The 14,978-nt window shown below is 70.0% G+C and carries 11 protein-coding genes and 1 riboswitch; of the genes, 6 read left to right on the forward strand and 5 right to left on the reverse strand.

The features are described 5' to 3' along the window. Positions 1-98 precede the first annotated feature (98 nt). Complete coding sequence (locus tag NQ152_RS01825) at positions 99-1,943, reverse strand: ABC transporter family substrate-binding protein (protein ID WP_257502408.1); 1,845 nt, start codon at positions 1,941-1,943, stop codon at positions 99-101. A gap of 164 nt (positions 1,944-2,107) precedes the next feature. Between NQ152_RS01825 and NQ152_RS01830 the strand changes: the two genes are divergently transcribed. Together NQ152_RS01830 and NQ152_RS01835 are read left to right on the forward strand one after the other, a co-directional pair. Then, positions 2,108-2,932, forward strand: coding sequence for a CPBP family intramembrane glutamic endopeptidase (locus tag NQ152_RS01830; RefSeq protein ID WP_257502407.1), 825 nt, complete (start codon positions 2,108-2,110; stop codon positions 2,930-2,932). Between the two features lie 209 nt (positions 2,933-3,141). Continuing rightward, positions 3,142-4,155 carry a hypothetical protein gene (locus tag NQ152_RS01835; RefSeq protein ID WP_257522811.1) on the forward strand — a complete coding sequence of 338 codons (1,014 nt, stop codon included), beginning with the start codon at positions 3,142-3,144 and terminating at the stop codon, positions 4,153-4,155. Positions 4,156-4,219: 64 nt separating this feature from the next. Here the strand turns inward: NQ152_RS01835 and gcvP are convergent, their stop codons facing one another. The 4 genes from gcvP to NQ152_RS01855 form a co-directional block, all read right to left on the reverse strand. After that, positions 4,220-7,039 (reverse strand): aminomethyl-transferring glycine dehydrogenase, encoded by a 2,820-nt coding sequence (gene gcvP / locus NQ152_RS01840; protein ID WP_374113550.1) that lies wholly within the window; start codon positions 7,037-7,039, stop codon positions 4,220-4,222. Between the two features lie 86 nt (positions 7,040-7,125). After that, positions 7,126-7,509, reverse strand: coding sequence for a glycine cleavage system protein GcvH (gene gcvH / locus NQ152_RS01845; protein WP_257502634.1), 384 nt, complete (start codon positions 7,507-7,509; stop codon positions 7,126-7,128). Between the two features lie 47 nt (positions 7,510-7,556). Next, a complete protein-coding gene (gcvT, locus tag NQ152_RS01850; protein WP_257522813.1) occupies positions 7,557-8,669 on the reverse strand; it encodes a glycine cleavage system aminomethyltransferase GcvT in 1,113 nt (370 codons plus the stop codon). Between the two features lie 158 nt (positions 8,670-8,827). Next, a riboswitch (glycine riboswitch) is annotated at positions 8,828-8,924 on the reverse strand. 51 nt (positions 8,925-8,975) lie between these two features. Continuing rightward, positions 8,976-10,148 carry a MarP family serine protease gene (locus tag NQ152_RS01855; RefSeq protein WP_257522814.1) on the reverse strand — a complete coding sequence of 391 codons (1,173 nt, stop codon included), beginning with the start codon at positions 10,146-10,148 and terminating at the stop codon, positions 8,976-8,978. Positions 10,149-10,346: 198 nt separating this feature from the next. On the opposite strand from NQ152_RS01855, the gene NQ152_RS01860 reads away from it, so the two are divergent. From NQ152_RS01860 to nadC, 4 genes are read left to right on the forward strand one after another with little or no spacing between them, the layout of a single operon-like run. Next, entirely contained in the window at positions 10,347-11,072 is a 726-nt protein-coding gene (locus NQ152_RS01860; RefSeq protein WP_374113545.1) for an NUDIX domain-containing protein, read from the forward strand. 27 nt (positions 11,073-11,099) lie between these two features. Further along, positions 11,100-12,449, forward strand: coding sequence for a quinolinate synthase NadA (gene nadA, locus NQ152_RS01865; protein WP_257522815.1), 1,350 nt, complete (start codon positions 11,100-11,102; stop codon positions 12,447-12,449). Beyond that, the gene (gene nadB / locus NQ152_RS01870) at positions 12,446-14,122 is read left to right on the forward strand and encodes an L-aspartate oxidase (RefSeq protein WP_257522816.1); all 1,677 of its coding nucleotides are present in this window, start codon (positions 12,446-12,448) and stop codon (positions 14,120-14,122) included. Before nadA ends, nadB begins: the two co-directional genes overlap by 4 nt. Next, positions 14,122-14,973: a carboxylating nicotinate-nucleotide diphosphorylase gene (gene nadC / locus NQ152_RS01875; RefSeq protein ID WP_257522817.1), complete on the forward strand. Its 852-nt coding sequence runs from the start codon at positions 14,122-14,124 to the stop codon at positions 14,971-14,973. Before nadB ends, nadC begins: the two co-directional genes overlap by 1 nt. Positions 14,974-14,978: the final 5 nt, after the last annotated feature.

Genomic DNA, 14,978 nt, shown 5'->3' on the forward strand with positions numbered 1-14,978 from the left:
CACTGTTGGGATCCTCCCGGGGGGGGGGGCCGGCCCCTGGGGACCGCCACCCCACCCGATCTGCGGCGAGCTAGCTCGCCGAGAGCGTCGCCTGCGGCCTACTCCTCAGCGCCGGCGTCAGTGACTTCCCAGTCCCATGCGTTCCAGAACACCGTCGGCGCCAGGATCGACGACGTCACGTTGGTGATGCGGTCGCTGATCGCGGTGACCTCCGGGAACTGGAAGATGGTGACTCCGTAGAAGTCCGACCAGAGCTGGGTGTCCAGATCGACCTGCAGGTCGATCTTCTTCTGCTCGTCGAACTCGACGTTCAGCTGTGCGACGAGCTCGTCGACCGCCGGGCTGGAGTAGAAGTTGAGGTTGTTGATGCCGCCGGTCTCGAACGTCGGGAGCGAGTTGGTGACACCGAGGCTCGTGGACTGCCATCCGAACAGCGAGGCGTCGTAAGCGCCGGGCGTGCCGAGCAGGCCGCCCCACTCTTCCGAACCACAGTCGGTGACGTTGAAGCCCGCCTGGTTGGCCGAAGCCTGGATCAGGGCGAACTCGTTGACACGACGCGGGTTGTTCGACGCGTAGAGGATGCACACCGACGTGTCGGTGATGCCCGACTGCGCGAGCAGCGCCTGAGCGCCCGCGATGTCGACGTCGGCGTATGCCTCGGAACCGTTGGCCGCGACGGACTCGTCGTAGCCTTCAGCGCCGGGGACGAAGATCTGCGAGTTCCGCACGATGGCGGCGTCGCCGATGATCGGCTCGATCAGGGTGTCGACGATCTCCTGACGGGGAATGGTCTTCATGAAGGCCTCGCGCACGGCGGGGTTCGAGAAGATGTTCTCCGGGTTCTTGCCCTGGTCGAACTGCAGGTCGACGTGCTCGTAGGTGCCGCCGAGGCTGGTGTCGACGGTGATGCCGTCGATGCCTTCGAGCGCCGTCGTGATGTCGGCGGTCGCCTGCGGCTGGATGACGTCGACCTCGCCGTTCTCCAGCGCCTGGACCGCGGCGAGCGGGTCAGGGATGAAGCGGATCGTGATCTCTTCGATGTTGGCCGTGTTGTCGCCGCTGTACTCCGGGTTGGCCGTCAGCGTGACGAACTGGTCGGCGACGTAGTCGCTGATCATGTACGGGCCGCTGGCGGTGACCAGCTCGGGGTCATCCGGCATCTCGGTGAAGTTGAAGCCGGAGTTCCAGAACGCCGAGATCGGCGCGAGGGCGGCGTCGTCGGCGTTCTCGATGGCGTCGAGGATGGCCGTCTTGGCCTCCTCGTTGTCGTCCAGTCCGAGGGCCTTCTTCGCCACGATGTGCGCGGGCAGCATCTCGCCCATGGTCGCGAACGTGAGCTCCCAGTCGACGAACGGCTCGTCGTAGGTGATGGTGACCGAGCGGCCGTCCTCACCGACCTCGGGAGTCTCCGAGACCAGGCCGAGGCCGGATGTCGGGGTTGCACCGGAGTCGAAGTACACGGTGTCGGTCGGGAATGCCTCGGTGAACTCACCCGTGTCGGGGTCGGTGAACTCGGCGGGGTCGAAGTCCGGCGTGTCCAGCGCGCGCGACTCGGCAGCCCAGTACAGCATCAGGTCCGCCGCGTCGATGGGCGTCCCGTCCGACCAGTTGACACCCTCGTTGACCGTGTACGTGACGGTCAGCGGGTCTTCGCTGACGAGCTCGTACGATCCGAAGGAGGTGTTCTGGACGAGCTCCGGGGTGTTGTTGTAGTAGTTGAAGCCGTCCAGCACCAAGTAGTTGATGTTGTTGTTGGCTGTGGCGTTGCCGAACGACGTGTTGCCGTTCATCGAGTAGAAAGCCTGGTTCCACGCGGCGGTGATGGACGAGCCTTCGACGAGACCGGAGTCGTCGCCGCTGTCGCCGCCGCCATCGGCGGCGCAACCCGAGATCACCAATGCGCCGACAGCGGTGAGAGCCACCGCTGCCGAGATGCGCTTCATTCTCACTGTTCCTCCTGTGCAGGGTTGTGCGCCCACGTCGAGGCAAAGCACGACGGGGCGCGGATAGGGAAACCCTAAGCACCTGGTATCGGATGGTCAAAACTTCACGCGAAAACGTTACAGAGCCTTAACTCAACGCGGGCCCGATGTGACAATCTGACAAGGTGACCTCGCCGAAGACCCCTCCAGATGAGAGGAAAGCTCCTGCCGCGGCATCCCGAGCCCGATTGTGGTGGGAGATCGGCATCGTCCTGGCCGTCACGGTGGGGCAATCGGCGCTGTATTCGGTGCTGTCGCTGGTGCGCGCATCGCTGCGCACCACCCCGATCGGGCAGCAGCAGACCCAGCTCAACCCCGACCGGGATGCCGAGGTCCTCTGGAACGTCCTGTACCAGTTTCTGGCCATCGTGTTCGGGCTGGCGCTGGTGGCCCTCGTGGTCTATCTGCTCTGGGAACCGGGCACCAACGCGCTGCGTCGCATCGGCCTGGACTTCACGCGGTTCGGCGGGGACCTGGGCCGCGGCATCCTGCTCGCCGCGGTGATCGGAGTGCCGGGACTGGGACTGTACGTCCTCTCCCGCATCCTCGGGCTGAACGTCGCCGTCGTCGCCTCGCCCCTGGATGCGGCGTGGTGGACGGTCCCGCTGCTGGTGCTGGCTGCGCTCCGGGCCGGGCTGACCGAGGAGGTCATCTTCATCGGGTATCTGTTCGACCGGCTGAGGCGGGTGGGCTGGTCGTGGTGGACGATCATCCTGACCACGGCCGCGCTGCGGGGCGCGTATCACGCGTACCAGGGCATCGGGGCGATCGTCGGCAACTTCGTGCTCGGCGTCGTGTTCGGCTGGTGCTACCGCCGCTGGGGCAGGGTGATGCCCCTGGTGATCGCCCACACGCTGCTGGACGTCGTGGCGTTCGTGGGATACCCCCTGGCCGCCGCGCTGTGGCCCGGCGTCTTCGCGCCCGCCCCGACGCCCACGCCGTCCGGGTAGCCGCGCTCTCTCTTCCGCGAGACTGCAACCGCGCCTCCAGACAGCGAGGTTCGCCCGCCCGTTGGAGGTGCTGTTGCAGTCTCGGGGAATGCGGCAGCGGGGGGCGAGGAAGCGAGCACGGCTCCTCCACAGACGGCTCCGGAGAGGATGCGTCCACCGGATCCGCCTGACGACCCGGCAGCCCGCGCACCGCCGGTCAGAGTGCCGGAATGACGCTGAGCATCGATCCGAGCCCCTCTTCATTCGTCGCGGTCTCCTCGCCCATCCCGCTCACCCGCTCATCGCAGGTGGCGCACGCGGACCGCGACATCGCAGGCGGCCGTCTCGTGCGGGTTCGGCGGGGCATCGTCGCGCCGGCATCGCTGTGGGCCGCGCTCGCGCCGTGGCAGCGTTACGCGGCGCGCGTCCATGCCGCGGCGATGACCCATCCGGGCATCGTCTTCAGCCACGAGTCAGCGGCCGCGATCCTGGGACTGCCGACCTTCGGCGAGCCGCTCGAGGTCCACGCACTGGATACGCCCGGCACCACGTCGCGCTTGAGCGGCGGCATCCGACTGCATACGACACGGGGCGATCGCGCGGTCGTCGACGTGGGCGGGCTGCTGGTTACGTCGCCGCTGGACACCGCCGTCGACATCGCCCGCTCGAGAAACGGTGCGGTCGGCCTGGCCGTGTCCGATGCCGCCCTGCGCGGAGACCCGCTGCTGTCGGTGGAGGCGCTCGTCGCCCACAACGAGTACAGGATCAGTAGCCGCGGTCGGAGGGTCGCGCGTTGGGTGCTGCATCGGGCGAGCGCGCTTGCGGAGACTCCCCTCGAGTCGGTCAGTCGGGCAGCGATCGAGTGGTTGGGATTCGAGGAACCCCGGCTGCAGGTCGAATTCGTCACCGCCGGCATGGTCGATCGCTGCGACATGTGGTGGGAGACCGCCCGAGTCATCGGCGAGGCGGACGGCGACGTGAAATACGACGGAACGCTCCAGGCGCCGGTGACGGCGATCCGCAAAGAGAAGGATCGCGATCGACGACTCGGCCATCACTCGTCGGGCATCGCCCACTGGGGCTGGGCCGATGTGGCGCGGCTGACCCCGCTGCGCGGAGCGCTGCGACATGCGGGTCTGCGTCCGGTCAATCCCGAGGCATCCCGCGATCTCTTCGCACTGAGCGCGCTCCTGGGCGGCCGCGGACGGCAGGGCCGCGAGACTGCAACGCCGCCTCGAGACTGAGGGGTTTCCCCCCACTCTCGAGGCGCGGTTGCAGTCTCGCGGTCAAAAGGCCGGGGACCGACGGCTAGGCGAACGCCTCCACCGGCGGGCATGCGCACACCAGGTTCCGGTCACCGTACGCCTGGTCGATCCGCCGCACCGGGGGCCAGTACTTGGTGCGCACCAGGGAACGCACCGGGTACACGGCGAGTTCGCGCGAGTACGGGTGCGTCCACTCCGCCGCGACCACCGACTCCGCGGTGTGCGGCGCGTTGCCCAGGGGATTGTCGTCGGCGGGCCACTCCCCCGCCGCCACGGCGCTGGCTTCGGCACGGATGGCGATCATCGCCTCGATGAACCGTTCGATCTCGGTGAGGTCCTCGGACTCGGTCGGCTCCACCATGAGCGTCCCGGCAACCGGGAACGACATCGTCGGCGCGTGAAACCCGTAGTCGATCAGCCGCTTGGCGACATCGTCCACGGTGACGCCGGTCTCGTCGCGCAGCGGTCGCAGGTCCAGGATGCACTCGTGTGCGACCAGACCGTTCTCTCCGGCGTAGAGGACCGGGTAGTGGCCCTTCAGCCGCGTCGCGATGTAGTTCGCCGCCAGAACAGCGGCGGCGGTGGCGTCTCGCAGACCATCCATCCCCATCATCCGCACGTATGCCCACGAGATCGGCAGGATGCCGGCAGAGCCGTGGGGGGCGCCCGACACGGCGCCGCCCTGGAACACCCCGCCCGCGTGGTCCGCGCGCTGCGAGAAGGGGTGCCCCGGCAGGAACGGCGCCAGGTGCGCCTTGGCGGCGACCGGACCCACTCCCGGACCGCCGCCGCCGTGCGGGATCGCGAACGTCTTGTGCAGATTCAGGTGCGACACGTCCCCGCCGAGGTCGCCGAAGCGCGCGTACCCCAGCAGCGCGTTCAGGTTCGCGCCGTCCACGTACACCTGGCCGCCCGCATCGTGCACGGCCTGGGCGATCTGCAGCACGTCCTGCTCGTAGACGCCGTGGGTCGATGGGTAGGTGATCATCAGCGCCGCCAGTTCGGCCTCGTGCTGGGCGATCTTGGCACGCAGATCGCCCAGGTCGACGTTGCCGTCGTCGTCGCATGCCACCACGACGACCTTCATCCCCGCCAGCACCGCGGATGCCGCGTTCGTGCCGTGCGCGGATGAGGGGATCAGGCACACCGTGCGGCCGAGCTCGTCGTTCGCCCGGTGGTAGCCGCGGATTGCGAGCAGCCCGGCCAGTTCTCCCTGCGAGCCGGCGTTGGGCTGCAGCGAGACGGCATCGTACCCGGTGACCTCCGCCAGCCATCGCTCGAGCTGCTCGATCATCGCGAGGTACCCGCGCACGTCCGCCTCCGGGGCGAACGGGTGCACGCGGGAGAACTCCGGCCACGAGATCGCCGCCATCTCTGCGGCCGCATTCAGCTTCATCGTGCAGGAGCCGAGTGGGATCATGCCGCGATCCAGCGCGTAGTCCCGGTCGGCGAGCTGCTTGAGGTAGCGCATCATCGCCGTCTCGCTGCGGTGCGTGGTGAACACCGGGTGCGTCAGGTAGTCGTCACGGCGGTGCAGCGCGTCAGCGACACCGGACAGCGGCGTGGCGTGGTGGAACGGCACGTTCCGCTCGCCGTCCGCCTCCGCCGAGGGAAGCCCGAAGGCCCAGGCGACGGCGGCGAGGTCATCGGCGGTGGTGGTCTCGTCCACCGAGACGCCCACGGTCGCGTCGTTCACCCAGAACAGCTGGTAGCCGCGGGAGCGGGCGCGCTCGATCACATGCCGCGAGGGGCCGGGCGTCACGACCCGGATGGTGTCGAAGAAGGCGTCGGACACCAGCGACAGGTCGTAGGAGCGGAGCCGCTCGGCGAGGGCCTGCGCCTTCTGGGCGACCTCCGTGGCGATCGCGCGAAGTCCGTCGGGACCGTGGTAGACGGCGTACATCGCGGCCATCACGGCCAGCAGCACCTGTGCGGTGCAGATGTTCGAGGTCGCCTTCTCGCGGCGGATGTGCTGCTCACGGGTCTGCAGCGACAGCCGATAGGCGGGATGGCCCGCGGCATCCTGGGACACGCCGACGAGTCGACCGGGCAGCTGGCGCTCCAGTCCGGTGCGCACCGCCATATACCCGGCATGCGGACCGCCGAAGCCCAACGGCACGCCGAACCGCTGCGTCGTGCCCACCGCGACATCCGCACCCAGCGAACCCGGCGAGCGCAGCAGGGTCAGCGCCAGCAGGTCCGCCGCGATGACCACGAGCCCACCCTGCGCGTGCACGGCGGCGGCGGCCTGGGCCGGATCCCAGACCCGCCCCGAGGCGCCGGGGTACTGCACGAAGGCGCCGAACGCCTCCACGCGGTCCAACGAGGCGGGATCGTAGGCGGTGTACTGCACTCGGATCCCGAGCGCCGCAGCGCGTTGCTCGAGCACCGCCTTGGTCTGCGGCATCGCGTCGGCGTCGACGAGGAACACGTTCGACGCCGACGTGGAGGCGCGCCTGGCCACTAGCATCCCCTCGACGACGGCGGTCGGCTCGTCGAGCATGGAGGCGTTGGCCGTCGCGAGGCCGGTCAGGTCTGTGACCATCGTCTGGAAGTTGATCAGCGCTTCCAGCCGGCCCTGCGAGATCTCGGGCTGATACGGGGTGTACGCGGTGTACCAGGAGGGGTTCTCCAGCACGTTCCGGGCGATCACCGACGGGGTGAAGGTGTCGTAGTAGCCGAGTCCGATCATGGGGCGGGCGACCCGGTTCATCGACGCGATCTCGCGCAGCTCCTCCAGCGCCTCGGCCTCCGTCGCGGCGGACGGGATGTCGGATGTCGTGCGCGAGCTCGCCTGGATGGATGCCGGCACCGCAGCCCGGACGAGGGCGTCGACGGTGTCGTAGCCCAGTGCGCTCAGCATGCGCGCCTGGGCCGCGGCATCCGTTCCGATGTGACGGGCGGAGAATCCGTCGAGCGGTGTGCTCTGCCCCGCCGAAGAGGTCGCACTCACGCGTCGCCGCCGGTCAGCGCGACGTAGGCTTCGCGATCGAGCAGCTCGGACGCATCCGAGCTGTCGACTTTCAGCTTCATCAGCCATCCGTCACCGTACGGGTCGGCGTTGACCATGGACGGGTCATCCACGACGGCCTGGTTGACACCCACGACGGCGCCGGTGAGGGGTGCGTACAGCTCGCCGACCGACTTGGTCGACTCGATCTCGCCGACGACCTGGCCGGCCGAGACGCCGGAGTCGACCCCGGGCAGGTCGATGAAGACGACATCGCCGAGTTTGTCGGCGGCGTAGTCGGTGATGCCGATGGTGGCCACATCGCCGTCCAAGGCGACCCACTCGTGCTCGGCGGTGTATTTGAGGCTGTTGAGGTCGGTCACTTCTTCCTCCGGTGTGCTCTGGTGGATCACGGAGCGCGCTGCGCGGGTCACGCAGTGCGCCGGTAGAACGGCAGGGGGGTCACGGTCGCGGGAACGCGCGTACCGCGCACGTCGATGAACAGTTCGGTGCCTGCGCTGCTATGCGCGGGTGAGACCAGAGCCATCGCGATGGGATGACCGAGGGTCGGGCTCAGTGCGCCGCTGGTGACCTCGCCGACCGCGGTGCCGGCCGCATCCAGCACCGCGTAGCCGGCGCGTCCGGCGCGCTTGCCCTCGGCGGCGAGCCCCACCAGCACGGGCGCATCCGCCGCGACCACGGCGGCCAGTCCGGTGCGGCCGACGAAGTCGTCCTTGTCGATGGCCACGACCCGGGCTAGCCCGACCTGGGCCGGGACGATGTCTGGGGACAGCTCATGTCCGTACAGCGGCATGCCCGCTTCGAGGCGCAGCGTGTCGCGGGCGGCCAGCCCCGCCGGCACCAGCCCGAACGGCGCGCCGGCGGACAGCACAGCGTCCCAGAGCGCGGCGGCGGACCCGTTCGGGATGAGCAGTTCGTACCCGTCCTCGCCGGTGTAGCCGGTGCGCGCGATCAGCACGGGCTGCCCCTCGAAACTCGCCCAGGTCGCGGCGTAGTACGTGAGCTCATCGAGCGGGGAGGCCGATTGCGCCAGTCCGACCGTCGCGTCCAGCACTGCCCGGGCAGCGGGGCCCTGCACCGCGATCAGGCAGTGGTCATCAGTCGCGTCCACCACGGTCACCCCTCTCCCCACCGCCGCCGCGGCAAGCGCCGCCGCGACGGCGTCGCGGTTGCCGGCGTTGGCGATGACGAGGAACGACTCCTCCTCGAGGCGGTAGACGATCAGGTCATCGACGATCCCACCGCGCTCGGACAACAGCAGCGAATACTTCGCCCGGCCCACCGGCAGGGTGGACAGGCGACCGGCCAGGACGTAGTCCAGGTACTCGCCCGCCCCGGGGCCGGAGACGAAGAACTCCGCCATGTGCGAGATGTCGAACAATCCGGCGGCGGTGCGCACGGCACGGTGCTCGGCGAGTTCCGACGAGTAGCGCACCGGCATCGCCCAGCCGCCGAAGTCCGTGAACGAAGCTCCGAGCGACTCGTGCCGGTCGCGAAGCGGTGTGTAGCGGGGCGATGTCATGAGTTCTCCCGGTCACGTGCGGGCAGACGCCGATCGGCGCCTGTGAACTCCCCCTCTGTCATGGGCCTGAGAGCTTCGCCTCGGCATCCCTCCGCGTCGAGCGGATGCCGGGACTTTCACCGTCGGCGGATCCTCGAAGGATCGCTTTCCAGAGTGGCCGAGCCCGGGCGGTACGCATACCTGAGAGATTGGCGGGGAGGCTTGCTCCTTCGGTGCTCGGCGCACGTGCAGCCGAGGCTCTCCCGTCCGGGTTGTTGGCCGGTATTGACTTGCCGTGCCAGCATAGCGTCCGCAGCGTGCGTGCGGTCAGCCGATGCAGCGCCCCGACGAAGCGGCATCCGTCCAGCCGGTGGCGCCGGCGAGGATGGGCTCGAGCTCAGCCGTGGTCATCGCGTAGCCGCGGTCCGAGTCCGCCTCCGCCCGCGCGAAGACCACCCCGCCCACCGCGCCGTCGGCGGTCAGCAGGGGGCCGCCCGAGTTGCCGGGATTGACCTGCGCCGCCAGGGCATAGATGTCCCGCAGAGCCGTCGACTCGCCGTAGATGTCCGGCACCTCCGCCGCCCCGGCGGAGATCACTTCGGCGTTCACCATCGAGAAGGGTCCGCCGAACGGGTAGCCCTGGATGACGCCCGCCGTTCCGGGGCTCAGCGGTGGCACCACCGGCAGCGGGGAGGCGCCGAGTCCATCGACGGCGATCACGGCGAGGTCATCGATCGGGTCGAAGTACACGATCCGACCCTCGCGCGCCGGGACGCCCGGGAGTTCGACGATCGGCGTCTGGACGCCTGCGACCACGTGGGCGTTGGTCACCACACGGTCCGGCGCGATGACGAAGCCGGACCCGGCAGCGCTGGTGCCGCAGGCGAACGCGACGCCTGACACGCGCGCGACGGATGCCGCGGCGTCGGCCAGCAGCGGGTCATCCAGCGCCACCGGCGGAGCGCTGGGCTCGATGTCCAGTTCCAGCAGCTCTCCCAGCCGCGGGAGCGCGTCCTCCATCACCGCCGAGCGCACTCGGGCCAGCGCCTCCGCCACCGGTGCGGGCGTCACTGAGGAGATCGTCCGGAGCACCTGTGAAGACTTCAGGGCGGTCGAGACCACCGGCGTCCCGGTCGCCGCGACGCTGGAGCCGATCAGGCTCAGTGACAACGCTCCGGCGAGGACCGCGAGCGCGCCGCCGAGCAGGCGGTCGACGGCCCGCAGCGGCGTCCGGTCGACCCCGCGTCGCAGTGCGGCGCCGATCGCGCCGATCGCGGTCGCCCCGGCTACCAGCAGAACCAGCACCAGCGCGATCACCGCCACCACCCGCGTGGTCGGCCACGGCCAGAGCTCATTGACGATCGGCACGAGCCAGAACGCCGCCAAGCCGCCCAGCACGATGCCGATCAGGACGCCCAGGCTGGCGAGCAAGCCGCGCTGCAGACCGACGACCAGCGCGAGAACGAGCAGCACGATCAGCACGATGTCGATGACGAGCACGCTCTCCCCATCTCTGCCATGCCAACCCGGGCGTTCAGCGTAGCTCCTGGAGATTTCCGGAGTCTGGGTGCCGCCGGTACGCCCGGCCGGGTCCGAACGCCCGTGCGGTTCGGTGCCGCGCGCGCGGGCGTGACACGATCGCGCGGATTCTTGCCCTTCGGGTCAGAACGACACTAAGATCGAATCGAGGTAATGGTCATGATGACACAAACAACCGCGAGTGCCGGCACGCCGGAGGGCGTCCCCGCGCCCGAGGACGTGACCCGCGTTGCGGTCTCGACGGTGATCTTCACGCTGCGCCGCGACCCGCACAACGACCGCTCTACCGTCGCCCTGCCGCTGGTGCGTCGCACGCGTGATCCGCACGCGGGTCTGTGGGCTCTTCCCGGCGGCTGGCTGAACCCGACCGAGAGTCTGGATGCCGCGGCATCCCGCACCCTGGCCGAGACGACCCGGATCGCGCCCAGCTACCTCGAGCAGCTGTACGCCTTCGGAGCGGTCGACCGCTCCCCCACCCGGGTCGTCTCGATCGTCTACTGGGCGCTGGTGCGTCCGGACGAGATCCCGAGCGATGTCGTCGAGAACGTCGCCTGGTTCGACGCGGCAGAGCTGCCGCGACTGGCCTTCGACCACAACGAGATCGTCGAGTACGCCCTGTGGCGGCTGCGCAACAAGGTGGGGTACAGCCGGATCGCGCATGGGCTGCTGGCCGACGCGTTCACGCTCGCCGAACTGCGCGAGGTCTACGAGTCGATTCTGGGTCGGCGCCTGGACCCCGCGAACTTCCGCCGCCAGGTGGAGAACTCCGGGACGCTGATCCCCACCGACCGCTTCCGCACCGGCAGCCACCGCCCCGCGCGGCTGTACCGCTACAACCAGGACGTCGAACTCGCAGACCGCGGGCCTCTCGTCGTCCGCCACTGAATCCGTCCAGATCGAAACGAGCCCGCGATGTCCGCACCAGTCCTCATCCCCCAGCCTCGCTCGGCCGACCCGTCCGTGGATCACACGATCCAGGCGATCGTGACGGGCGCATCGACCACCGAGACCTGCACGACGGAGCTCGCCGCCGGGCCGTGGAACTTCGACTCCCGGCCGGGATACGGCCCCGGGTCCTCGATGGGCGATGTCATCCCGACCGGCTCGCCCCGTCAGGGCGAGTTGCCGGTGGAGTACCGCGAGGCGTCGGCGGAGCAGCTGGACCTGCGCGTGCGGGCGGCGAAGGCCACGCTCGGCGACCGGGTCAAGATCCTCGGCCACTTCTACCAGCGCGAAGAGGTGGTGCGGCACGCCGACTACATCGGCGACTCGTTCCAGCTGGCCAACGCGGCCAAGGCCCACCCCGAGGCCGAGGCGATCGTCTTCTGCGGCGTGCATTTCATGGCCGAGACCGCCGACCTGCTCTCCGGGCCCGAGCAGGCCGTCATCCTGCCGAACCTCGCCGCGGGCTGTTCGATGGCCGACATGGCCGACATCGACCAGGTCGAAGACTGCTGGGAGCAGCTCGCGGAGATCTACGGCGACATGGACGCCCCGGATGCCGCCGGCCGGGTCCCGGTGATCCCGGTCACGTACATGAATTCCTCCGCGGCGATCAAGGGATTCGTGGGACGCCACGGCGGCATCGTCTGCACGTCCTCGAACGCGCAGACCGTGCTGGAGTGGGCATTCGAGCGTGGACGCCGCGTCCTGTTCTTCCCGGACCAGCACCTGGGCCGCAACACCGCGAAGGCGATGGGCGTGCCGCTCGAGCACATGCCGATGTGGAACCCGCGCAAGCCGCTGGGCGGTGCGACGCCGGGCGAACTGGCGGCGGCCCGCGTGATCCTGTGGCACGGCTTCTGCTCGGTGCATCGCCGGTTCACCGTCGACCAGATCGACAAGGCGCGCGCGGAGCACCCAGGCGTGCGCGTGATCGTGCACCCGGAGTGCCCGATGGCCGTCGTGGACGCCGCAGACGAATCCGGTTCCACCGACTACATCCGCCGGGCGATCGAGGGCGCGAGCGAGCCCACGACGTTCGCGATCGGCACCGAGGTGAACCTGGTGCAGCGTCTGGCGGCGGACCACCCGCAGCACACGATCTTCTGCCTGGACCCGGTGGTGTGCCCCTGCTCGACCATGTACCGCATCCACCCCGGCTACCTGGCGTGGGTGCTCGAGGGCCTGGTCGCCGGCCGGATCCTGAACCGCATCAGCGTGCCGCAGGACGTCGCCGGTCCGGCCCAGATCGCGCTGGAGCGGATGCTGGCGGCCAAGCCGCCCGCCGCCGCGGCATCCGGCTGGGAGAACGCCTCATGACGGCGCCGGTGCACGCGATCGTCGTCGGCAGCGGCATCGCCGGCCTCACCGTCGCGCTGCACGCGCTCGGGCACGGCTGCCGCGTCACGCTGGTGACCAAGGACGTGCTCGAGCACGCCAACACCCGGTACGCGCAGGGCGGCATCGCCGGCGTGATGTTCGACGATGACCGCGCCGAGGATCACCTCCGGGACACGCTGACCGCCGGAGCGGGCCTGGGCGACCCGGCTGCGGTGCGCGTCCTCGTCGAGGAGGGCCCGGCCCGCATCCGCGAACTGATCGCCCTCGGCGTCGCGTTCGACCGCGGTACGGACGGCGCGTTCGTGAAGGGGCTCGAGGCCGCGCACTCCTATCCGCGCATCCTGCACTCCGGCGGTGACGCGACCGGCACCGCGATCGAGAAGGCGCTCGTCGCACGACTGCGTGCGAGCAGCGTGCGGGTCCTCGAGCACGCGTTCCTGGTGGACCTCGTCCGGCAGGGTGAGCGCATCACCGGCGTCGATCTGCTGATCGGGGAGCCCGCAGGCTCGGATGCCGCACCGACAGCTGCCGGCCGCCGCGAGCGGATCCACGCCGATGCGGTCGTGCTGGCCACCGGCGGCGCCGGTGAGCTCTACGCGCACACCACCAACCCCGCCGTCGCCACCGCGGACGGCATCGCGGCCGCGCTGCGCGCCGGTGCGGATGTCACCGACCTCGAGTTCTTCCAGTTCCACCCGACCGTCCTGGAAGGCGCGAACACCGCGGCCGGACCACGAGCGGGCGATGCCGAACCGGGCGCGGGTGGCTCGTTCCTCGTCTCGGAGGCGGTCCGCGGCGAGGGCGCGACGCTGATCGACGAGACCGGGCGGCGCTTCGCGTTCGATGCGCACCCGGACGGCGAACTGGCACCGCGCGATGTCGTCGCACGGGCGATCGCACGGCAGATGGAGGCCCAGGGCGGACGCCCGGTGTTCCTGGACGCCACCCATCTGCGCCCGACACCGGAGGCGCTGGCCGAATTCCTCGCCCGCCGGTTCCCGACCATCGACCGCGCCGTTCGCGACCGCGGCCTGGACTGGTCCCGCGAACCGATCCCGGTGACCCCGGCCGCGCACTACCTGATGGGCGGCGTGAGGACCGACCTGGCCGGACGGACCAGCATCCCCGGTCTCTACGCCGTCGGTGAGGTGGCCCGGACCGGAGTGCACGGCGCCAACCGCCTCGCCTCCAACTCCCTCCTGGAGGGCGCCGTCTTCGGCGCACGCGCCGGCGACGCCATCGCGGCGGACGCGGTCTCCGGACGCTGGACCGGCCCCGCGCAACCCGCCATCGCACGCGACCTGGACCCGGTACGTCCGGATTCCGCCGGCCTCGAGCCGGACTCGGTGCCGCGGTTCAGCCGGGCCGCGCTGCAGGAGCTGATGTGGGAGCACGCCGGACTCGTCCGTGACGCCGCGGGGCTGGAGCGCGCGGGATCCGTCCTCGCGTCGTGGCGCGCACTCCCGCGCGTCCGGCGCACCGAGGCCGACTTCGAGGACGAGAACCTCCTGCTCGTCGCCGAGGAACTCGTCCGCGCGGCGCTGCGCCGCCGCGACTCGCTCGGCGCGCACTTCCGCCGTGACGACCTCCCGCGGCCGGACCGCGCCGCGGTGTCGTCGGTCTCAGGCGTGCTGGCCGGCAGGGGCGCCTGATGCTCACCAGGACCACCATCGACCGGGTCGTGGGCATCGCGCTCGAAGAGGACGCTCCGTGGGGCGATCTGACCAGCGAGATGCTCATTCCCGACACGGCGACGGGCCGAGCCGAGCTGGTCGCGCGCGAAGCCGGCGTCTTCAGCGGCGCCGACGTCTTCCGCGCCGCTTTCCGCCTCACCGACCCTGCGATCGACGTGCAGCTGCACGTCGCGGACGGGACGTCCTTCGTCCCCGGCGCTGTGCTGGCGGTCGTGTCCGGACCGGCCCGCGGCATGCTCACCGCGGAGCGGATCGGCTTGAACTTCGTGCAGCGGATGTCCGGGATCGCCACGCTCACGGCGCGCTACGTCGCCGAGGTCGCCCACACGGGTGCCCGGATCGTCGACACCCGCAAGACCACACCGGGACTGCGCGCCTTCGAACGGCACGCGGTCACGGCCGGCGGCGGCCACAACCACCGCTTCTCGCTCTCGGATGCCGTCATGGCCAAGGACAACCACCTCGCGGTGCTGGCGAACAAGGGCGTGTCGGTGACGGCCGCGCTGCAGGGTGCGATCGCCCGTCTTCCGCACACGACCCACGTCGAGGTGGAGGTGGACCGGCTCGAGCAGATCGAGCCCGTCCTGGCCGCCGGCATCGGCACGATCATGCTGGACAACTTCTCGCTGGATGACCTGCGCCGCGGCGTCGAGCAGATCGCCGGCAGGGCGACGGTGGAAGCGTCCGGGGGCGTGTCGCTGGACACGGTGCGCGCGATCGCCGAGACCGGCGTGGATGTCATCTCGGTCGGTGCGCTCACCCACTCCGCCCGTGCTCTGGACCTCGGCCTGGACATCCGCATCTTCTGAGGCGA

The organism is Microbacterium sp. zg.B48 (assembly GCF_024623505.1).
In the GTDB taxonomy this organism is placed as follows: domain Bacteria; phylum Actinomycetota; class Actinomycetes; order Actinomycetales; family Microbacteriaceae; genus Microbacterium.